The following is a 17,827-nucleotide window of genomic DNA, read 5'->3' on the forward strand; positions in this document are numbered from 1 at the left end:
ACAGTTGCAACGGTACGCCTCGCGGTCAGTGCGGTTCCTATCCTCGACCAATGGCACGAATGCACACCCGCCGCCGTGGCACGTCCGGTTCGGACAAGCCGGCGGCAGACGAACCACCGGAGTGGAGCGACGTCGACGCCGAGAAGATCGAATCTCGCGTCGTCGAACTGGCAGAGCAGGGGCACGATCCGAGTCAGATCGGCCTCAAACTTCGCGACGAGGGCGTCACGGGGACGCCAATCCCGGACGTCAAGCTGGCGACCGGCAAGAAGGTCACCGAGATCCTCGACGAGAACGACGCGAAAGGCGACCTCCCCGAGGACCTCCACAACCTGATGGAACGAGCGATTCGACTGCGCGAGCACGTCGAAGCGAACCCCCAGGACGCCCAGAACAAGCGCGCCCTGCAGAACACCGAGTCGAAGGTTCGACGCCTCGTCTCGTACTACCGCGGGACGGAGATCGACCCCGACTTCGCGTACTCCTACGACGCGGCCGTCGAACTGCTCGAGGAGTAGATGACGATGGAAGGTCGCGCCAAGGTCGATTCGTCCGCCTCGTCGGCACCGGCGCTCGAGCGTCTCGAGAGTGCCGACTTCGTCCGCATTGTCACGCGGGCGGACGGCGACGGACTGGCCGCGGCCGGCCTTCTCGCCAGAACCCTCACCGACCGCGAGACGCCGTTCCAGGTGACGGTCGGCGAGACGATCGGTGATCGGACGGCGCGCCTGCAGCCGAGTGATGATCGCACGCCGGGAACGGTGTCGGTCGCGATCGGTCCGCACGACGCCGGCGCCGATACCGATACCGACACCGACGCCGACGCAGCGGACGTCGTCTCCCTCGAGACCGAGACCCGCCCGGCGACGCTCGCCGCGGCCGAACTCGCCCGCGACCTGGAGGGGTCAGCCGACCCCGTGCTCACCCTCGCCGGAACGATCGCCGCCGGAATCGAACCCGGTGCCGGCGAGTCCGAGTGGGTGCTCGAGTCGGCCCTCGAGAGCGGTCAACTGGAGCGACGACCCGGCGTCGGCGTTCCGACTGCGGACGTCGTCGACGGCCTCGCCGCCTCGATGGGCTGTCTCGCGCCCTGGTCGGGTGACGAGGGCGCGGTGGTGGACGCGCTCGAGGGACTTGGGGTCGACGTCGCCATCGACGGTGACGACAACGGCGACGCTATCGACCCGGACTTGGACCCAAACACCCACCGAACGATTGGCTCGGCCGTCGCCCTCGACGTCGTGGGCGACGACGACGCCAGCGAACACGCCGCGACGGCAATCGGGCGGTTCCTTCGCCCGTACGCGATCACCGACGGCCGACCGTTCGCCACGCTCGAGGGCTACGCGGACGTCCTCGAGGCGACGGCAGCGCTCGAGGCCGGAACCGGCGTGGCCCTCGCGATGGGCCACGAGGCCGGAAAGCCCGCGCTCGAGGCCTGGCGGACCTGTGGACGACGCGTCCACGCGGCCATCGACGACGCATCGACGGGTCGGTACGACGGCCTGTTCGTCGTCGACGTCGGTGACGCGCCGGTCCGACCGGCGGCCCGCCTCGTGCTCGCCTACCGATCACCCGAGCCTGCCGTACTCGCGCTCGGAGACGGGGAAGCAGCGCTCGCGACGCGAGACGCCAGCGGCTTCGGGCCGACTCTCGAGGCCGTCGCTCGCGACCTCGAGATCGGCACGGCGTACGACGTTGGTCGGCGTGGCGGAACGCTGCGATACGGCGACCGCGAGCAGGACAACGAGACGGTCATCGCGGCAGTGAGGGAGCACCTATGACGGAGCCGAGCTCGACGCGACGAGCGACGATTCGGACGCGACTGGCAGGCGACTCGGCGACGATTGCGGCGGCCATCGCTCCGGACAACACGTCGGAGATGGCGACGCGACTCGAGTCGGCAGAAGACGGGTCGACGGCCATCGTCACGCGGATCGAACGCGAGACGACGGGTGGCCTCCACTCGACGGTCGACGATTACGTCGTCAACCTGGACGTCGCGACGGACGTCGCGACAGTAGCACAGCACGGACGAACGAACGACACAGATACTAACACACAATGAGCGAACGATCAGTTTCACGCGCGAAACAGGAGAAGCGGTGGTACACCGTGCTCGCCCCGGAGCAGTTCGACCGGGCAGAGCTCGGCGAGACCCCCGCCGACGAACCCGAACAGGTCTACGACCGAACCATCGAAACGACGCTCGGCGAACTCACGAACAACGCCAGCGAGAACAACACGAAGCTCACCTTCCAGGTGAACGACGTCGGTAGCGACGCCGCGTACACGGAGTTCAAAGAGCACTCGCTGGCTCGCGACTACCTGCGCTCGCTGGTCCGCCGCGGTGCCTCGAAGATCGAGGCCTACGTCACGGTCCTGACGACCGACGACTACCGCCTCCAGATCCAGCCGGTTGCCTTTACGACGAAGAAGGCCGACGCGAGCCAGGAGAAGGCCATCCGCCAGCAGATGGTTCAGATGGTCGAAGAAGCCGCTACCGACCGGACCTTCGAGGAACTCATCGACAGCATCGTCGAGGGACGGCTCTCCTCGGCGATCTACGGCGAGGCGAAGACGATCTACCCGCTTCGACGCGTCGAGATCCAGAAGACGACGCTCGAGGCTCACCCCGAGGAAGTCGCCGAAGAGGAGGCGACCGCGGTCGACGTCGACGAAGAAGACGTCGCCGTCGACGAGTAGACTCCCTGTCGATCGATTTTTCGAGCGCTTCGGCTATAGCGGTGCGTAGGCTGTGTGCCGGGTGTTTGCTCGAGTTGTGCGAGTTGTGCGAAGCGACCTCGAAAAGCGCACTGGCGAATCGCGATTCACTCGGTGACGACGACGCGGCCGACCATGCCACCGCCGACGTGGGGAATGCAGATGTAGTGATAGGTTCCGGGAATCTCGAACGTGTACTCGTAGGTCTCTCGAATGCCGATTGCGCCGCCGTGATTGTCGTGCCAGGCGTCCTCGGCCGATTCCTGATCGTCGTAGTCTCCGGTCGCGAAGTACTCGGCCTCGTCGGGCAGCCTTCCCTCAATCGCGGTGATGGTGTGGATCGACTCGCTCGTGTTCTTCCAGACGACGGGTTCGCTGCCGGTCGTCTCGTACTTGGCGGGGAGGAACTCGTTTCGGGTCATTCCGATGTCGTACTCGGATTCGCCGAAGACCTGCTCGCCGACGTCCCCGACGGCCGTACAGCCCGCGAGCCCCGCCAGGGCTGCGCTGCCAGCCGTGGCGAGGTAAACGCGCCGGTGCATACCGGACGTTCGGACAGGCGAGACATAACCCGCTCGGTTGCTCCCGCTGTGCTGGAATCGGGCAAAACGGAAACACGTAAGAGCGCTGCCGGTCGAACCCGGGTGTATGCTGCCCCGGTTCGTCGGCCGACTCGGAATCGCCGACGCAGTGACCATCGCCAACGCGGGCCTCGGATTCGTCGCCGTCGTCGTCGCGTTCGTCGACATTCGTCTCGCCGCCCGGTTGATCCTGCTCGCGGCGATCGCCGACGGACTCGACGGCATTCTCGCGCGCCGGTACGGCGGGACGGCGGCCGGCCCCTACCTCGACTCACTGGCGGACGTGGCCTCCTTCGCCATCGCGCCCGCCGTGCTCGCGTTCGTCGTCGTCAGCGATGGACTCGGAATCGGCTTCGAAGCGGTGTCCGTCGAACTCGGGATCGTCACCGCCGTCTGTGCCCTGTTCGTCGCGATGGCCGTCGCCCGACTCGGCCTCTACACGGCCTACGACACGGCCGACGACTACACCGAAGGTATCCAGACGACGCTCGCGGCGACGATCATGGGTGCGGCGATTCTGGCCGGTCACCCCGTCGACGACCCCTGGCTCGTCCTCGCCGTCACCGGCGCGTTCTGTTACCTGATGGTTTCGCGGATTCGGTACCCCGACCTGCTGGCTCGAGACGCGCTCATCATGGGCGTCGTGCACGCGCTGGCCATGCTCGTCCCGAACACCGCGGGCCGGACGTTCCCCTACGCCCTGCTCACGCTCGGTATCGCCTACATGACGCTGAGTCCGTGGTTCTACTGGCGCAAGGAGCCCCATCCGGTCGAGGAGCGTGCCGCTGGTGTGGAGTAGCCGACGCGCGAGGGCGAGGGGGAAGGCGAGAACGCGGACGAGGGAGATCGAGGGCACGACCCGATCGATCACGCTTCACAATCATACCTCGAGTGGCGCACTCCGTAGCCAGATGGAAACGCTTAGGAGCATCCTGACACGATTCTCCGGTATGAAGACGGAACTGCGTCACCGCACGTCGACGGGTCACCGGGTGGTTCCATGAGCGACGAGGAGTCTGAAACGGCCGACGAACACGAACACGAACTCACCGTCGAGTCACTCCGCGAGCGCCTCGAGTCCGTCGAGGCTGCCCTCGAGGACGCCGAAACCGAGTCCGATCTCGACGAGGTGGAGGCCGCACTCACCGACCTGGAGGCGGACGTCGAAGCGGCCGACCTCGAGGAGGAAGACGAGTCGCTCGAAGACGACCTCGACGTACTCGCCACCGACCTCGAGGACGCTCGAGGCCCCTACGCCGAGGACGTCGTCGCCGAAATCGACGACGCGAAGGGCGAAATCGCCGAGACGCGCTGGACTGAACAGGGCGAGTCCGAACTGGTTGACGTCGTCGAAACCTTCGTCACCGACGTCAACGAGGTTCTCGGGACGAACCTGAGCCTCGCCGACGGCGAGGACACCATCGCTCAGCTGACCGCCACGCTCGAGAACGCCGGCGTCGCCGTCGAGGAAGCCGACCTCGATCCCGACGACGACGCCGACGACATCGCGGCGCTGCTCGAGGCCACCGAGGCGCTCACCGACGGCATCGACGACGCTCAAGCCTGGGAGGACCTCTCGGTTCGCCAGCAACTCCGCGCCCAGGGATTCTACGACGTCCTCGAGCACGTCAAGGACTACCCGCCGGAGTGGCACGCCCTCAAGGTTCACGAGAAGCAACACAACGTCGACATGATCTTGCTGTCCCTGGAGACGTTCGACTCGGACTTCATGGAGGAACACGCCCTCGAGGCTCTCGAACGAATGGGCCCCGAGGAAGCCCTCGAGCCGATGCTCCAGCGAGCGACCCGTCGTGACCAGGATGCGATCACCATCATCGGCAAGATCGGCGTCGCCGACGAGGAGGTCGTCGAGACGCTCGTCGACTACGTCGACAACGATTCGAACCCGCTGCTCCAGAAGGTGACGTTCAAGGCCCTGGGCGAAATCGGCGCCGAGGACGCCGTCCAGCCCCTCGCGGATCAACTCGTCGCCGAGAACGGCGAGATTCGAAGCGCCGCCGCACGCGCGCTCGGCCTGATCGGCGACACCCGCGCGATCTCCCCGCTCACGGACCTCCTCGAAGAGGACGACGACGACACCGCCCGCGCCTCCGCCGCCTGGGCGCTCAACCGGATCGGCACCGAAGACGCCCTCGAGGCACTCCTCGAGTACGACGACGACCGCGCCTACCTCGTCCAGGCCGAAGCCGAGAAGGCGGGGCCGGCGCTCGAGCCGACGGCCTGAGACCGAGACCCTGTCCAAACCTTCTTCGCCGTCGCCGTAGGACGAGAGTTTATATACGAACGCGCGGCCAGAGCCGACCGTGCGCCCCGTCCTGGTCGTCCTCCTCGTGATCGTGCTTCTCGCCGCCTCGGTGGGTACCGTCACCGTTGGAACCATAGGAACCGTCGGCACCGTCGGCACCGCCAGCGCCAGCGTCGACTCGTCGGCGAGCCACCGTCACCTCCTCGTCGACTCGAGTGACGGCCGAGTCGGGATTCCCGGGACGTTCTCGGGAACGTTCACAGGAAATCGGTCGCTGGACACACGCGACGACAGCCGGGCCTGTCCGGTTCGGGCAGCAACGGCATTTTCTGGCGATGGGCATCTCTCCGACGCGATAGAGACGTCCGACAGCGAACCCCGAACTGAACCACACGTTTCGGCCGTCTATCCGAACCCGACGACCCACGGCAATGTCGGCGAGTTCTTCGTCCTCGAGGTGCCGGCACAAACGCGACTCGAGAACTGGACGGTAACCGACGGTCACACGACGGCAGCGATTCCGAACGCGACGGTCTCGGGTCCGGTCGCGCTCTCGATGGACCCCGACGAGACGGCGTCGATGACGACCCTCGAGGTGCTCGAACTCGAGGGACACCTCCGGCTGGCGGCCGACGGGGACATTCTCCGAGTGCTCCAGGACGGCACGCTCGTCGACGAAGTCACCTACGACCGGGCGCGAACGGCCAGGGTCTGGTACCGGTCGGAGCCGGACGCGACCGCCGCGTCCACCACTCCGGACCAGGACGCGTGGTGGCCTCGAGGCGCGACCTGTCTGCCTGTAGCCGCCTACGGTGAGACGGCGGGAACCGCGTTCGTCCTGCCGGATGCACCCGACGTCGCACGCGAACGAATCACGGACGCCGATGACCGGATTCGCCTCGCCGGCTACACGTTCACGTCTCCGGAGGTCGCGACGGCGCTCGAGGGCGCCCTCGAGCGCGGTATCGATACCACCATCCTAAGTACGCCGTCGTCGACGAAACGGTCCTCGTCACCACCGAAAACTGGTCGCCATCGGGACTGGGCGGTGCCTCGAGTCGTGGCTGGGGCATCGTCGTCGAGAATCGTACGCTCGCCCGCGACCTGGAGGCGGTCTTCCGGGCCGATGCGGACGGCTGGGACGTCACTCCGTGGGCCGAGCACCGGCAATCCGCGACGTTCGTCGAGCCCGATCCAGCACCCGGGACCTATCCAACCGTCCACGAACCGGAACCCGTGGCTCTCGAGCGAGTAGAACTCCTGCTCGCACCGGACAATGCCGAGGGTCGGCTCCTCGAGATGCTCGAGGGCGCCGAGGAGTCGATCGACGTCACTCAGGCCAGCATCGGCAACGACGCGTCGGCGCTCGAGGCGACGATCGAGGCGGCCGAACGCGGCGTCGAAGTACGCGTCCTCCTCGACGCCAGTTGGTACAACGAGGAGGCGAATCGCGAGGTAATCGAGCGACTCGAGACGGCCGCGGCGAGAGACGACCTGCCACTCGAGGCTCGACTCGTCGAACCTGGCGAGCGATTCGAGAAGATTCACGCGAAGGGGGTGATCGTCGACGGCGACACGGTCGTTCTCGGGAGTTTGAACTGGAACCGGAACTCGCTGCGGAACAATCGCGAAGTCGTCCTGGCTCTCCACGGCGAGTCGGTCGCGTCGTACTACACGACCGTCTTCGAGGCCGACTGGGAGGGAGAGGACACGACGCCGCTTCCCGTCCCGCTCGAATTACTCGGTGCGGTTTGTGTCGGCGTGGTCGCCGCGGGCGTACTCGGGTGGCATCGGCTCGCGTTCGAGGGTCGGAGTGGAGAAAGACAGCGGAAGCAAGAAGAATCGGTCGACGACGAGCGGATCTACTTCTAGACTAGTTCTCGAGCGGCGCCGCGCTCGAGAGCGCCTCGTCGATGTCCGCGGCGGCCATCTTCTCGACGAGGGCGTCGATGACTGCCTCGCGCTTGCCCTTGACGAACTTGATCGAGCCGACGACGAGGTGGCCGCCGCCGGAGACGCCGCCGCCGGGGATTTCCTCCTCGAGTTCCGAGACCATCCGCGGGATGTCGAGGCGGACACCGTCACTGCGGAGGACGGCGAAGTCGGGCCCGTAGCCGACCGTGATGACCGGGTCGCCGGTCTCCTGGATTTTTCGGTCGTGGATCTCGCCCGTGGTCTTGCCCGGGGCGGGGTAGGTGAACCGGTGGGCGTGGTTCTCGACGTCGATCCGGTAGAGGTGGACGCCGCTGTCGAGGCGCTCGTGCTCGACGTGGTTCATGGCGGCGTCGAGCTGGCGGTCGACGTCCCGGCGGGAGCGGTCGGCGAGGAACGTGACCAGGCGTCGGTGACGGTCCTCGTCGGCGTCGGAGAGTTCGAGGACGTCCTGGATCAGGTGATCGCCGGAGTTGTAGCGGAGCCAGAAGGCGGCGTAGTCGAGGGCCTCGCTGACGTCTCGCAGCCGGTCTTCGTCGTAGCCGTTCTCGGCGGCGAGTTCGAGGTACTGTTCCATCGCGTCGGCCTTCGATCGATCCGAGACGCCGGCCACGGCGGGGACGTGTCGCAGGTCGTCGGTGAGGTCGGGGTCGATCATCCGAGCGAGTTCGACACAGAGCATGCCCGTCGTGATCCGGTAGTCCTCGTCGTGGAGGTACGGGTTGACGTGGGCGTCGAGCAGGCTGCCGACGGCGTCGGGGTCGGGGTGGTGGTGGTCGATAGCGACGATGGGGATGTCGTAGTGGGCCAGCGTCTCGTAGGCGGGTACGTCCTCGGCCGTCGAGCCGTTGTCGAGCATGAGGACGAGGGGGAGTTGCTGGCCGTGTCGCTCGCGGTCCTCGAGTGCGAAGTTGAGGTCGCGCGTGGCGTCTTCCATCTCGTAGAACGGCGCCTTCGCGGGCAGGCGCTTGATCAGGTGCTGGGGCGCGCTCTCGTCCTGGTGCACCTCGGCGATGAAGTTCTCGAGGGCCAGATGGAGGGGAACGGCTGCGCACATGCCGTCGCCGTCGGCGTGGTGACGGACGCGGATGGGTCGCCCCTCGAGGACGGTTCGCCGGAGGAGGGTCGCGACCTCCATGAGGTTTGGACGGAGTTTCTCGAACGCGGGCCAGTCGATGAGTGGGTCGACCTCGTGGGGCTGGGCGCGCTCCTCGAGGGCGGCCTCGAGTCGCTCGCGGGCCTCGGTCGCGTCCTCGCCGTCGAGTTTCGAGAGGCCGTCGACCTCAATCTGGACGCTCTCCTCGCGGGTTTCGGGAGTCCCGGTAACGCGAACGATGTCGCCCACCTCGACGGAGGGGTAGGCGCGAACGCCGGCCTTCTCGAAGGCGGCACAGGGGACGACGCCGTACTCGTCGGCGATGTGGAAGATCGTCGGGCCGCCGGTCTGCTTGATCTGGACGATTTCGCCCTCGAGATGAACCTGTTCGCCGACGTTCGCCTCGAGGCGGTCGGTCCCGGTCAGGGGATAGTCGTGGGCGACGGGTTCGACCACGTAGTCGTCCTCTTCGAGGTCGACGTCGGCCGGCTGGAAGGCCATGTCGCCGTTGTCGCGAACCTCCTCGAGTTCGACGGCGAGTTCCTGGCCGACGCTGAAGGTGCCCTCCAGGACGGATTCGTGGACGAGGCCGGAGACGTTCTCCGAGAGATCGACGAAAACGCCGTACTCGACGATGCCGTTGATCGACGCGAGGTAGGGGCGGTCGGGTTCGACGTCCGAAGCGGTGCAATCGGGAGCGAGATCGTAGACGACGGAAACATCTCCGTCTTCACTGTCGCCGGAACCTCCGGCGGAGTCACGTGTCATCGGTGACGGTAGTTTGGTTTCGCCGCGTATAACGCTTGCCAAGGCGATCTGTGGGCGCTTTCGATGGGTACGGGCGCAGAACCCACGGCCGGTATCGGTTCGGACCGCCGGAGATACCGACCCGGGACGCCGGGCATCGGCTTCCGGAACGTTTAGCAATGTCAGGGCCGGACGTAGGGGCATGGGTCTGCTGGACGCGCTCTTTCGCTCGAGCGAGATTCTCGGTATCGCCGAGGAAACCCTCGAGTTCGCCCTCGAGTCCTCCGAGGCTGCCCACCCCGACGAGTACATGGGGTTTCTCCGGGGGACCGAGGCCACGGAACTGGGACTCGACCAGGAGGGACTGGTCATCACCGACGTGCTGATCATCCCCGGAACCGAGTCCAACAGCGTGAGCGCGACCGTTCAGACCAGTTCGATTCCGAACGACGTGAAGGCCCTCGGCAGCGTTCACTCCCACCCGAACGGTGTGATCCGGCCGAGCCAGGCCGACCTCGAGACGTTCGGCCGGGGCAGCGTGCACGTCATCATCGGCGCTCCCTATCGGCGAAACGACTGGAAGGCGTTCGACTCGCAGGGACGGCGGACGCACCTCGAGGTCATCGACGTCGAGTTACCCGACAGCGAGTCGTTTTTCGACTTCACGCAGGCGGACATCGACGAGGAGCTGCGCGGATGAGCGACGCAATCGAAGCGAGCGATACGAGCGCGGGGAGCACAGTAAACACGGTGAGCAACGCAAGCATGGCGGACGCGACGAGCAGTGACGGCACCAACGCGACTGACGGTGAGAGACTACCATGACGGACACGCGAGACACCGACCGAACGGCACGAATCCGGGGACGAGAGGATCGATCCGACGGGACACTCGTCGTTGCGCAGGGAACCTTCGACCTCCTTCACCCCGGTCACGTCCACTACCTCGAGCAGGCCAGGGCGATGGGCGACGAACTCGTCGTCATCGTCGCCCGACCGACGAACGTCGACCACAAGGAGGCGCCGATCTGTGCTGCCCGACAGCGCCGGGAACTGGTCGCTGCCCTCGAGGTGGTCGACGAGGCCATCCTTGGTGATCGCAAGGACATCTTCCGGCCGATCGAGGAACTCGACCCCGACGTGATCGCGCTGGGTCACGACCAGCACCACGACCCCGGGGCGATCGAGGCCGAACTCGAGTCCCGCGGCATCGACTGTACGGTCGAGCGTGCGTCGGGGCGAGAGCCGAAGTACGACGACGAACTGCTGTCGACGCGGTTGATCGTCGAGCGGATTCTTCGGCGCCGCGGGTAGCGGGATTCAGGTTACAGGATTCGGGCAACGGCTCGAGTCAGGTCCCGAAGCGCTCGAGTCCGGGCCTCTGCTCGAGTTCTTGCCGATGGGTGCTAGGACCAAACGTAGTCAGAACACGGCACGGACGGTCGTCCCACCGGCGCCGGCGCTGCCGACCTCGAACGTCCCACCCGACTCGAGGACGAGAATCTGGGCCAGCCAGAGGCCGACGCCGCTGGCGTGGACGAGTTGATCCTCGATAGCCGTCTCGAGTGCCTCGCGCTCGGCAGCCGGGATGCCAACCCCGTCGTCGGCGATCTCGAAGGCGACGTGCCCGTCCGCGGACTGTTCGACTGCGAGTCGCACCGTCGGCTCGTTGGATCCGTGGTGGACGATGGCGTTCTCGAGCAACTCGTCGACGGCGAGTTCGACCTTCGGGTGTGCCTCGAAACGGGCGGTCTCCGGGACGTCCGTTTCGATCCGGGCGGACGGGTACCGCTTGCGATAGATCTCGGCGTACTCTTCGACGATCTCCGCCAGATCGACTTCCGTTCGAGAGTGTGGGCCCGTTTCGATCACCGACTCGAGCGACCGCGATTTGTCGCCAATCGAAACCAGCCGCTCGGCTTCGTCCTCGATGATATCGAGGGATTCGTCGACGTCCTCGGTTCGATCGTGGAGCGTCTCGGCGGTCCCCTGGATAACGTTGCAGGTGTTCCGAAGGTTGTGCCTGAGCACGCGGTGGAGCACGCTCGAGTGTCGAAGCGCGAGATTGAGGCGGCGGTTCGTCTCCTCGAGTTCGCGCCGACTCCGGGCGACGAGAGCGTAAATGATGGCCGTCGAGGCGAGGATGAAGACGAGCCCTTTTGCCGTCTGTGCGACGGACATGGCCGCGATCGTCGGAAACAGTGCTTCGAGGATCCGATCGGTGAGCACGACCCACAGCCCGCTCACGATCGCGTAGATGCCGGCGATCTGTACGGCTGTCAGCGATCGACGATTCTCGAGAGCCATATTCTCGCTACGGAGACAATATCAATAAAACTAGGTGTGTGGCTGAAAAACGTGGCGGCTGCGCCGTCTCGAGGCCGATCAGAGGTAGCCTTCGGCCGCCAGCCGCTCGATTCCCTCCTCGAGTCGCTCCTCGCTCGCCGCGTAGGAGATGCGGGCGTACCCGGGCGTTCCGAAGGCGCTGCCGGGGACGGTCGCGACGTGGGCGTCCTCGATGGCGCCCTCGCACCAGGCCTGATCGTCGTCGTCGACGGGGAGCATCATGTAGAACGCGCCGTCCGGGACGGCCACGTCGACGCCGTGGTCCTCGAGCAAGTCGACGACCAGGTCTCGTCGGTCCTCGAACGCTTCGACCATCTCGGTGACGGCATCGTCGGTGTTCTCGAGAGCCTCGATTCCGGCGTACTGGACGAAGTTCGTCGCCGAGGACACCGAGTGGCTGTGGAGTTTGCCGGCCTGGTCGATCAGGTCTTTTGGCCCGGCGAAGTAGCCCAGCCGCCAGCCAGTCATCGAGTAGGCCTTCGAGAAGCCGTTGACCGTGATGGTACGATCGGCCATCCCCTCGAGGGTTCCGAGACTCGTGGGGTCGACGCCGTAGGTGATCTCCTTGTAGATCTCGTCGGAGATGACCGTGAGGTCGTGCTCGACGGCCAGGTCGCGAACGCCCTCGAGCGCCGCGTCCGAGTAGACCGCGCCCGTGGGGTTCGACGGCGAGTTGACGATCAGCAAGTCGGTATCGTCCGAAACGGCCTCGGCGAGGTCGTCGAGGGCTGGCTCGAGCTGGAAGTCGTACGGTGAGAGGTCGACTCGCGAGAGCGAGCCGCCGGCCATCTCGACCATCGCCTCGTAGGAGACCCAGGCGGGGTCGAGGAGGACGACTTGGTCATCTGCCTGGATCAGCGATTGGACGATCTCGTAGAGCGACTGTTTCGCACCGGGCGTGACGATAATCTCGTCCGGGCCGTGATCGAGGCCGTCCGCGGCGAGTTTCTCCGAGATAGCCTCGCGAAGCTCGAGGTGGCCCGCGGGCGTCGTGTAGCCGGTGTGGCCAGCGTCCATCGCGTCCTTGCCGGCCTGGACGACGTTTTCGGGAGTCGGGAAGTCCGGTTCGCCGACGCTCAGGTCGACGACGTCGACGCCGTCGGCCTCGAGTTCGGTGGCGAGCGCGGAGATGGTGAGGGTTGCGGACGGTTCGACTCGGGAGACGCGGTCAGTGAATTCCATGGTCATGGCTGTGGGTTTGGCTGTGGTGGGTTTCGCTGTACGTCAGTCGGCTGGTTCGTCTGCTGGCAGTTCCTCGACGAGGGCGAGCGCTCCATCGACGGCCTTTGCGGCATTTTCGACGCGCTCGCGGGCCTCCGCGGCGGACATGCCGGGACCCGTGACGCCGAGAGTCACCGGGGTATCACGCTCGAGGCTGACGTCGGCCAGGCGGCCGGCGGCGGCGTCGGTGATCACCTGGTCGTGGTCGGTGTCGCCGGTGATGACCGTCCCGATCACGACGACGGCGTCGACGGCCTCGAGGCGGGCGAGTCGGTCGGCGGCCAGCGGCGCGTCGTAGACGCCGGGGACCGACACCACGTCGTACACGTCGGCCTCGGCGGCCTCGGCGGCTTCCAGGGCGGCGGCTTCCATCCGTTCGGTGATCGGGCGATTGAACTGGGCGATCACCAGCCCGAGCGTGGTCATACTCGAGGCGTGGCGTGGGCGAGTAAAAGAGGTACCGTTATCTGCGAGTTTTAGCGAGCAGATGGCTCGAGCGATTCGCGACGCGTAACCGAACGGTGCGGCGTCGAAATGGCTGTTGACTCTCTCGAGCGGCGGGCCTGGTTGGTGGTGGCGGAGTGGTACGTCGCTGTTCGTCGATGCTGGTAGCCGTTAGCTGTTGTGTGGCGGTTCGTCCCGGTGATTGTCCGGGTTCTCCTGCTCGAGCGCCTCGTTCTCGCGCTTGGTCGACCCGTGTTCGATGTCCTCTTTTCGCTCCTCTTCGGCTCGTCGACGGCGGGCCTCTTTTTCCTCCTCGGTGAGTTCTTCGTCTTCATCCGCCTCGGGATCCTCTTTGGCCAGTTCGACGTCTCGGCCGTGATCTGTCTCTTCGGACATAGGCTTCACCGGTTCGTGGTTGACGGTTCGCCCAAAAGGTCGTTGGGCTTGCAACCGCCACCGCCTCGCTGCCCCGCGGCCCCACGGTCAGACGGAACGTCGTTCGAACGCAGGTAACCTATTAATATATACTCTGTAGTGTTATACTATAATATTATTCGCCGGAACTGCCTCGAGTTGGTGGCATCTCCCACTCGATGTCGAAGTCGAGCGTCTCGAGTTTCATCGTCGCTTCCTCGTACTCCTCTCGCACGATGGTGAACCGATGTTGGTCAGTTACCGACCCATCCGGCCGCGGCGAGTGCTGGCGCAGCAGTCCCTCGTGGCGGCCACCGTACTTCCCGACGTACTTCTCGATCATCCGTCGGGACGGCTCGTTATCGGCGGCGCAGGTCGTGTAAAACGCCTCGAGGTCGTACCGCTCGAACGTCAGTTCGACGAACGCCGAGGCCCGCTCGAGGCCGTACTCGCGGCCCCAGTACGCCGGTGCGAGGACGATATCCGATCCGGCACGGCGGGCGTCCCACTCGGGTTTGTAGGCCGTGGTCCCGACGATGTCGCCCTCTTCGTCGCTCGATCGAAGGAGGTACCGCGCCCGCTCGCGGTCGGCCCACTGCTGTTCGGCCCGGTCGACGAACTTGGCGACCTGGTCGAGTCGCTGGAGTCGGAACCACGGCATGTGTTCGGTCGCATCGATTTGCCAGTCATCTCGGCTCACGAACGCGTACAATTCAAACGGGTCGACGGTTTCGTGGCTGATTCGTTCGGAAATCAGTCGGTCCGTCTCGAGACGCGTGGGAAACAGCGTGTGCATCGTGTTATCCGTGTATTCGTCGAATCCGAGGGGTACAAGGTGTGACGGTACCGTTCAAAACCACCGTAACGCTCAAGGGCTTTTTACGCGTAGTAGTGAGTGACTCTTTGTGCAGCGGAGTGAACCGCGGGGTAGGCTCCCGTGGCGTTCACCGTCACAGGTGGCGGAGAATCTCACCGACAGCGACACCGATTGATAGCCTCAGCTAGAAACGAAGCCAATGAGCCAGACCCGCGCGCCGATTCACCGGCGCCTGTGGAGCACGTATCGATCCGTCCCACTCATCTACCGCATCGCCGTCGCGTTCGTCCTCGGCACCGCTCTCGGCGCGGTCGCCGGGGAGCGAGCAGGCGTTCTCAGCCCGCTGGGGGATCTCTTCTTGCGTCTCCTCGAGATGCTCATCATCCCCATCATCGTCTTCACGCTGCTCGGCGGGATCCGCAAACTGACGCCGTCTCGGCTGGGCAAGGTCGGCGGACTCACGGTCGGGCTCTACATCGCAACGACGACGGTTGCGGCCGTCATCGGCCTCGCGGTCGCGAACCTGTTCAACCCCGGCACCGGTGTGGAGTTGACCGGTGGCGAGGCTCGAGAGGCTGAGCCACCGACGGTCACGGAGGTCCTGCTGGGGATCGTCCCGGAGAACCCGCTCGGGGCGATGGTGGAGGGCGACATCCTCGCGACGATCTTCTTCGTGATCGTCTTCGGGCTCGCGCTGACGTCGGTCCGCGAGGCCACGAGCGACGAATCCGTCGAGGGGGCGATCGGCGGCTTCTTCGCGTTCATCGAGGCCGGAACGCAGGCGCTGTTCAAGATCATCTGGGGCGTCCTGGAGTACGGCGTCGTCGGCGTCTTCGCGCTGATGGCTGCGTCGATCGGGACCGAGGGACTCGGTGCGATCGTGCAACTCGGCGCGCTCGTGGGCGTCATCGCGGTGGGTATCGTGATCCACATGACCGTCACCTACCTCGGCGTGATGACGATCGGGATTCTCGGGCAGTCACCGCTCGACTTCCTCAATGGGGCGAAAGATGCCATGCTGATGGCGTTCACGACCCGATCCTCAACCGCCACCTTGCCCGTCACGATTACGGACGCCGAAGAGAACCTGCGAATCGACGAGTCGGTCTACGGCTTCGGGTTGCCCCTCGGGGCGACGATCAACATGGACGGCGCGGCGATCCGGCAGGCGGTCACGGCCGTCTTTGCCGCTAACATGGTCGGCATCTCGCTGGGACTGGGCGAGCAGGTGCTCGTCCTCTTTACGGTGATCCTGATCAGCATCGGGACGGCCGGCGTTCCCGGGGCCGGGCTCATTATGCTCACCGTCATCCTGAACGCGCTCGGCTTGCCGCTCGAAATCGTCGGTTTCGTCGCGGGCGTTGACCCGATCCTCGGTCGGATCGCGACGACGAACAACGTCACCGGCGACCTCGCGGTCTCGTCGGTCGTCGGCAAGTGGACCGGGGCGATCGACCTCGCGGACGGGGCGTGGGCCGACGCGCCTGTTGACGGGGGGCCGGAGGAGACCGTGACGACCGATTGACGGACGGGCTCGACCTCGTCGATTGTATTCGTCAAGTATCTTGTTAACCGTTCTCCTCGAGTTTTCTCGCTAACGTCTCTCGTGATAGATGACGACGGCGCTCGCTACATGAACCCGCGATCGACCGCGTCCTCCTCGATCAGGTCCTCGAGTTCCGAATCCAGCAATTTCTCGACGTCCTGGAACTCGTCGGACAGCCCCTCGAGTTCGTCGGGACGGTCGTACTGGTCGTAGGCCATCGGCCCGAACGCGGGGCTCTCGAGGGCGCCCATCACGTCGTCGAAGAAGTCCTGTGGCCGCGTGGGCGCGTCGGCGTGCGTCTGGACGACGGTCTCGAGGCGTTTGGCGACCGACTGGGCGTGATCCTCGTCCTCCGGCGGGGACTGGACGGCGAACCGGCTTGGCGTCTCCTCATCGGGGAGGTACGAACCAATCTCGTCGTCCAGCCGTCGAGCGACCCGGCTCCCAACGCCCCTGACCTCGTAGGGGTTTTTCGCATAGGTCTTCAGGACGAACAGCCCGACCCGGGGGTGGGCGAGGTACATGTCCTCACCGACCCCGCGAGCACGGTCGCCGGCGACCGCGCGCCAGCCCTCGGGGTCGACGTCCCGTTCGACGACGTCCTCGAGCACGTCCTGCCAGTCACGGATCCGCATACTCGAAGATTCGCGCCAGGAAGAAAATACGTGTCGGTCAGGGCGACCCGCGCCCCGTCCGCCGCGTAAGGCGACGTTTCCAGACAAACGCGGGATTGAACCGCCGTGTCGTGATCGGTTTCGGGATCGCTCGAGAACCACAAGAGCTACGAAACCCCCGTTCCGGTGTCCGGTAAGAACGGATTTCGTATGCCCGCTACCGATACATTCCCGTTGACGGAACTGTTTCGAACTGCACCCGTCGAAACCGCGCTCGTCGTCGTCGTACCGGTGGTCCTCGCGGTCGCCCAGCTCGCGGTCGGGGTGCTCACCGACGGACCGCTCCTCCCCGCTATCGGCTTCGCGGTCGCCATGAGCGCGTTCGCCGCTGTCGCCGCTGGCTTTCTCGAGGCGACCCATCGACGGCGGCGACTCGAAATCGAAGTCGAACGAGCCTCCCTCGAGCCGTAACGCGGATCGAATGAACTCCCCTCGAACCGTGACTTGGGCTCAGAACCGCGACCGCACATCCCCGGTCACGGTTCGCGCGTCTCGAGCCGAGTAGACGGTCCAGCCCGAGAGACCGACGACGAGGAGGCCGGCGACGAACGTACTCCAGAACAGCGCGCCGACCATTCCGAGGGCGGGAGCCGCGACGATCAGCCAGAGGCCGAGGATGGCGACCAGAGAGGCGACGACTGGGCTCAGCGGGACGTCGTTTCGGACGCGATAGTAGTTGTATCCAGCGGCAAGTGCGATGACGAGGCCGACGAGGAGGTTGTTCGTGACCGCAGTCGACGTCACTCCCGCGTCGAGGAGGAGTCCCGAGAGCGCGACCCAGAGCCCCAGTCCGGCGATGATCGCGCTCAGAACCGGCGTCTGTTTCCGCCGCTCTTCGTTCGCGATCTGGGTCGACTCGTCGCGTGGGTCACGCTCCATGGTTCGATGGCTCCCAGTCGATTCGGCGTGGCGATCGGCCATGATCTCGAGCGGGGTGGGCGCTCGTCGGTTCGACTGTCTCACGGTCTCGTCGGTCGGCGAGGATCGACAAAAGCCCGTTCTACCGTTACGGCCTTCTGT

Annotated in this window: 22 protein-coding genes; 13 read left to right on the forward strand and 9 right to left on the reverse strand. The window is 65.6% G+C overall.

What is annotated here, in order from left to right; translation table 11 throughout:
• Positions 1-50: 50 nt before the first annotated feature.
• Genes ACFQS4_RS19640 through ACFQS4_RS19655 form a run of 4 tightly spaced genes read left to right on the forward strand, consistent with a single transcriptional unit; the run spans position 51 to position 2,706 of the window.
• Positions 51-518 (forward strand): 30S ribosomal protein S15, encoded by a 468-nt coding sequence (locus tag ACFQS4_RS19640; RefSeq protein ID WP_500195702.1) that lies wholly within the window; start codon positions 51-53, stop codon positions 516-518.
• Positions 519-1,784, forward strand: a complete 1,266-nt coding sequence (locus ACFQS4_RS19645) for an exonuclease (RefSeq protein ID WP_500195704.1) — start codon at positions 519-521, stop codon at positions 1,782-1,784. It abuts the gene before it with no gap.
• Positions 1,781-2,068, forward strand: a complete 288-nt coding sequence (locus ACFQS4_RS19650; protein WP_500195707.1) for a KEOPS complex subunit Pcc1 — start codon at positions 1,781-1,783, stop codon at positions 2,066-2,068. Before ACFQS4_RS19645 ends, ACFQS4_RS19650 begins: the two co-directional genes overlap by 4 nt.
• On the forward strand, positions 2,065-2,706 hold the full coding sequence (locus tag ACFQS4_RS19655; protein ID WP_500195709.1) for a 30S ribosomal protein S3ae: 642 nt from the start codon (positions 2,065-2,067) through the stop codon (positions 2,704-2,706). The genes ACFQS4_RS19650 and ACFQS4_RS19655 overlap by 4 nt, the downstream gene beginning before the upstream one ends.
• Positions 2,707-2,831: 125 nt before the next feature.
• Here the strand turns inward: ACFQS4_RS19655 and ACFQS4_RS19660 are convergent, their stop codons facing one another.
• Positions 2,832-3,266, reverse strand: coding sequence for a cupredoxin domain-containing protein (locus ACFQS4_RS19660; protein ID WP_500195712.1), 435 nt, complete (start codon positions 3,264-3,266; stop codon positions 2,832-2,834).
• A gap of 106 nt (positions 3,267-3,372) precedes the next feature.
• On the opposite strand from ACFQS4_RS19660, the gene ACFQS4_RS19665 reads away from it, so the two are divergent.
• The 4 genes from ACFQS4_RS19665 to ACFQS4_RS19680 all read left to right on the forward strand — a co-directional run bounded on the left by ACFQS4_RS19665 (position 3,373) and on the right by ACFQS4_RS19680 (position 7,443).
• Positions 3,373-4,104, forward strand: a complete 732-nt coding sequence (locus ACFQS4_RS19665; RefSeq protein ID WP_500195715.1) for a protein sorting system archaetidylserine synthase — start codon at positions 3,373-3,375, stop codon at positions 4,102-4,104.
• 201 nt (positions 4,105-4,305) lie between these two features.
• On the forward strand, positions 4,306-5,550 hold the full coding sequence (locus tag ACFQS4_RS19670; RefSeq protein ID WP_500195717.1) for a HEAT repeat domain-containing protein: 1,245 nt from the start codon (positions 4,306-4,308) through the stop codon (positions 5,548-5,550).
• 79 nt (positions 5,551-5,629) lie between these two features.
• Positions 5,630-6,826 (forward strand): phospholipase D-like domain-containing protein, encoded by a 1,197-nt coding sequence (locus ACFQS4_RS19675; protein WP_500195719.1) that lies wholly within the window; start codon positions 5,630-5,632, stop codon positions 6,824-6,826.
• Positions 6,808-7,443 (forward strand): phospholipase D-like domain-containing protein, encoded by a 636-nt coding sequence (locus tag ACFQS4_RS19680; RefSeq protein ID WP_500195722.1) that lies wholly within the window; start codon positions 6,808-6,810, stop codon positions 7,441-7,443. The genes ACFQS4_RS19675 and ACFQS4_RS19680 overlap by 19 nt, the downstream gene beginning before the upstream one ends.
• A gap of 1 nt (position 7,444) precedes the next feature.
• Here the strand turns inward: ACFQS4_RS19680 and han are convergent, their stop codons facing one another.
• Entirely contained in the window at positions 7,445-9,367 is a 1,923-nt protein-coding gene (gene han, locus ACFQS4_RS19685; protein ID WP_500195725.1) for a Hef-associated nuclease, read from the reverse strand.
• 181 nt (positions 9,368-9,548) lie between these two features.
• Here han and ACFQS4_RS19690 point away from each other — a divergent pair, with 181 nt between their 5' ends.
• The 3 genes from ACFQS4_RS19690 to ACFQS4_RS19700 are packed head-to-tail and all read left to right on the forward strand — an operon-like array spanning position 9,549 to position 10,659.
• A complete protein-coding gene (locus tag ACFQS4_RS19690; protein ID WP_500195728.1) occupies positions 9,549-10,046 on the forward strand; it encodes a Mov34/MPN/PAD-1 family protein in 498 nt (165 codons plus the stop codon).
• Entirely contained in the window at positions 10,043-10,171 is a 129-nt protein-coding gene (locus ACFQS4_RS19695; RefSeq protein ID WP_500195731.1) for a hypothetical protein, read from the forward strand. The genes ACFQS4_RS19690 and ACFQS4_RS19695 overlap by 4 nt, the downstream gene beginning before the upstream one ends.
• On the forward strand, positions 10,168-10,659 hold the full coding sequence (locus ACFQS4_RS19700; RefSeq protein WP_500195733.1) for an FAD synthase family protein: 492 nt from the start codon (positions 10,168-10,170) through the stop codon (positions 10,657-10,659). Before ACFQS4_RS19695 ends, ACFQS4_RS19700 begins: the two co-directional genes overlap by 4 nt.
• Positions 10,660-10,767: 108 nt before the next feature.
• Here the strand turns inward: ACFQS4_RS19700 and ACFQS4_RS19705 are convergent, their stop codons facing one another.
• The 5 genes from ACFQS4_RS19705 to ACFQS4_RS19725 all read right to left on the reverse strand — a co-directional run bounded on the left by ACFQS4_RS19705 (position 10,768) and on the right by ACFQS4_RS19725 (position 14,566).
• Complete coding sequence (locus ACFQS4_RS19705; RefSeq protein WP_500195736.1) at positions 10,768-11,652, reverse strand: sensor histidine kinase; 885 nt, start codon at positions 11,650-11,652, stop codon at positions 10,768-10,770.
• 78 nt (positions 11,653-11,730) lie between these two features.
• The gene (locus ACFQS4_RS19710) at positions 11,731-12,879 is read right to left on the reverse strand and encodes a pyridoxal phosphate-dependent aminotransferase (RefSeq protein WP_500195739.1); all 1,149 of its coding nucleotides are present in this window, start codon (positions 12,877-12,879) and stop codon (positions 11,731-11,733) included.
• A gap of 36 nt (positions 12,880-12,915) precedes the next feature.
• Entirely contained in the window at positions 12,916-13,338 is a 423-nt protein-coding gene (gene ribH / locus ACFQS4_RS19715) for a 6,7-dimethyl-8-ribityllumazine synthase (RefSeq protein ID WP_500195742.1), read from the reverse strand.
• Positions 13,339-13,527: 189 nt separating this feature from the next.
• Entirely contained in the window at positions 13,528-13,752 is a 225-nt protein-coding gene (locus ACFQS4_RS19720; RefSeq protein ID WP_500195744.1) for a hypothetical protein, read from the reverse strand.
• A 154-nt stretch (positions 13,753-13,906) separates the two neighbouring features.
• On the reverse strand, positions 13,907-14,566 hold the full coding sequence (locus ACFQS4_RS19725; RefSeq protein WP_500195746.1) for a GNAT family N-acetyltransferase: 660 nt from the start codon (positions 14,564-14,566) through the stop codon (positions 13,907-13,909).
• Positions 14,567-14,786: 220 nt separating this feature from the next.
• Between ACFQS4_RS19725 and ACFQS4_RS19730 the strand changes: the two genes are divergently transcribed.
• The gene (locus ACFQS4_RS19730; protein WP_500195749.1) at positions 14,787-16,112 is read left to right on the forward strand and encodes a dicarboxylate/amino acid:cation symporter; all 1,326 of its coding nucleotides are present in this window, start codon (positions 14,787-14,789) and stop codon (positions 16,110-16,112) included.
• A gap of 104 nt (positions 16,113-16,216) precedes the next feature.
• On the opposite strand, the gene ACFQS4_RS19735 is transcribed toward ACFQS4_RS19730, so the two are convergent.
• Positions 16,217-16,768 (reverse strand): hypothetical protein, encoded by a 552-nt coding sequence (locus ACFQS4_RS19735; protein ID WP_500195751.1) that lies wholly within the window; start codon positions 16,766-16,768, stop codon positions 16,217-16,219.
• A 189-nt stretch (positions 16,769-16,957) separates the two neighbouring features.
• On the opposite strand from ACFQS4_RS19735, the gene ACFQS4_RS19740 reads away from it, so the two are divergent.
• Complete coding sequence (locus ACFQS4_RS19740) at positions 16,958-17,218, forward strand: hypothetical protein (protein WP_500195753.1); 261 nt, start codon at positions 16,958-16,960, stop codon at positions 17,216-17,218.
• A 39-nt stretch (positions 17,219-17,257) separates the two neighbouring features.
• On the opposite strand, the gene ACFQS4_RS19745 is transcribed toward ACFQS4_RS19740, so the two are convergent.
• Complete coding sequence (locus tag ACFQS4_RS19745; RefSeq protein ID WP_500196681.1) at positions 17,258-17,728, reverse strand: SPW repeat domain-containing protein; 471 nt, start codon at positions 17,726-17,728, stop codon at positions 17,258-17,260.
• Positions 17,729-17,827 lie beyond the last annotated feature (99 nt).

This window comes from Saliphagus sp. GCM10025317 (genome assembly GCF_042663665.1).
GTDB lineage: Archaea > Halobacteriota > Halobacteria > Halobacteriales > Natrialbaceae > Natronosalvus.

Coding starts and splice junctions, on each gene's coding strand:
- ACFQS4_RS19640 (WP_500195702.1), top strand. CDS start 51: ATGGCACGAATGCACACCCGCCGCCGTGGCACGTCCGGTTCGGACAAG.
- ACFQS4_RS19645 (WP_500195704.1), top strand. CDS start 519: ATGACGATGGAAGGTCGCGCCAAGGTCGATTCGTCCGCCTCGTCGGCA.
- ACFQS4_RS19650 (WP_500195707.1), top strand. CDS start 1,781: ATGACGGAGCCGAGCTCGACGCGACGAGCGACGATTCGGACGCGACTG.
- ACFQS4_RS19655 (WP_500195709.1), top strand. CDS start 2,065: ATGAGCGAACGATCAGTTTCACGCGCGAAACAGGAGAAGCGGTGGTAC.
- ACFQS4_RS19660 (WP_500195712.1), bottom strand. CDS start 3,266: ATGCACCGGCGCGTTTACCTCGCCACGGCTGGCAGCGCAGCCCTGGCG.
- ACFQS4_RS19665 (WP_500195715.1), top strand. CDS start 3,373: ATGCTGCCCCGGTTCGTCGGCCGACTCGGAATCGCCGACGCAGTGACC.
- ACFQS4_RS19670 (WP_500195717.1), top strand. CDS start 4,306: ATGAGCGACGAGGAGTCTGAAACGGCCGACGAACACGAACACGAACTC.
- han (WP_500195725.1), bottom strand. CDS start 9,367: ATGACACGTGACTCCGCCGGAGGTTCCGGCGACAGTGAAGACGGAGAT.
- ACFQS4_RS19690 (WP_500195728.1), top strand. CDS start 9,549: ATGGGTCTGCTGGACGCGCTCTTTCGCTCGAGCGAGATTCTCGGTATC.
- ACFQS4_RS19695 (WP_500195731.1), top strand. CDS start 10,043: ATGAGCGACGCAATCGAAGCGAGCGATACGAGCGCGGGGAGCACAGTA.
- ACFQS4_RS19700 (WP_500195733.1), top strand. CDS start 10,168: ATGACGGACACGCGAGACACCGACCGAACGGCACGAATCCGGGGACGA.
- ACFQS4_RS19705 (WP_500195736.1), bottom strand. CDS start 11,652: ATGGCTCTCGAGAATCGTCGATCGCTGACAGCCGTACAGATCGCCGGC.
- ACFQS4_RS19710 (WP_500195739.1), bottom strand. CDS start 12,879: ATGACCATGGAATTCACTGACCGCGTCTCCCGAGTCGAACCGTCCGCA.
- ribH (WP_500195742.1), bottom strand. CDS start 13,338: ATGACCACGCTCGGGCTGGTGATCGCCCAGTTCAATCGCCCGATCACC.
- ACFQS4_RS19720 (WP_500195744.1), bottom strand. CDS start 13,752: ATGTCCGAAGAGACAGATCACGGCCGAGACGTCGAACTGGCCAAAGAG.
- ACFQS4_RS19725 (WP_500195746.1), bottom strand. CDS start 14,566: ATGCACACGCTGTTTCCCACGCGTCTCGAGACGGACCGACTGATTTCC.
- ACFQS4_RS19730 (WP_500195749.1), top strand. CDS start 14,787: ATGAGCCAGACCCGCGCGCCGATTCACCGGCGCCTGTGGAGCACGTAT.
- ACFQS4_RS19735 (WP_500195751.1), bottom strand. CDS start 16,768: ATGCGGATCCGTGACTGGCAGGACGTGCTCGAGGACGTCGTCGAACGG.
- ACFQS4_RS19740 (WP_500195753.1), top strand. CDS start 16,958: ATGCCCGCTACCGATACATTCCCGTTGACGGAACTGTTTCGAACTGCA.
- ACFQS4_RS19745 (WP_500196681.1), bottom strand. CDS start 17,728: ATGGCCGATCGCCACGCCGAATCGACTGGGAGCCATCGAACCATGGAG.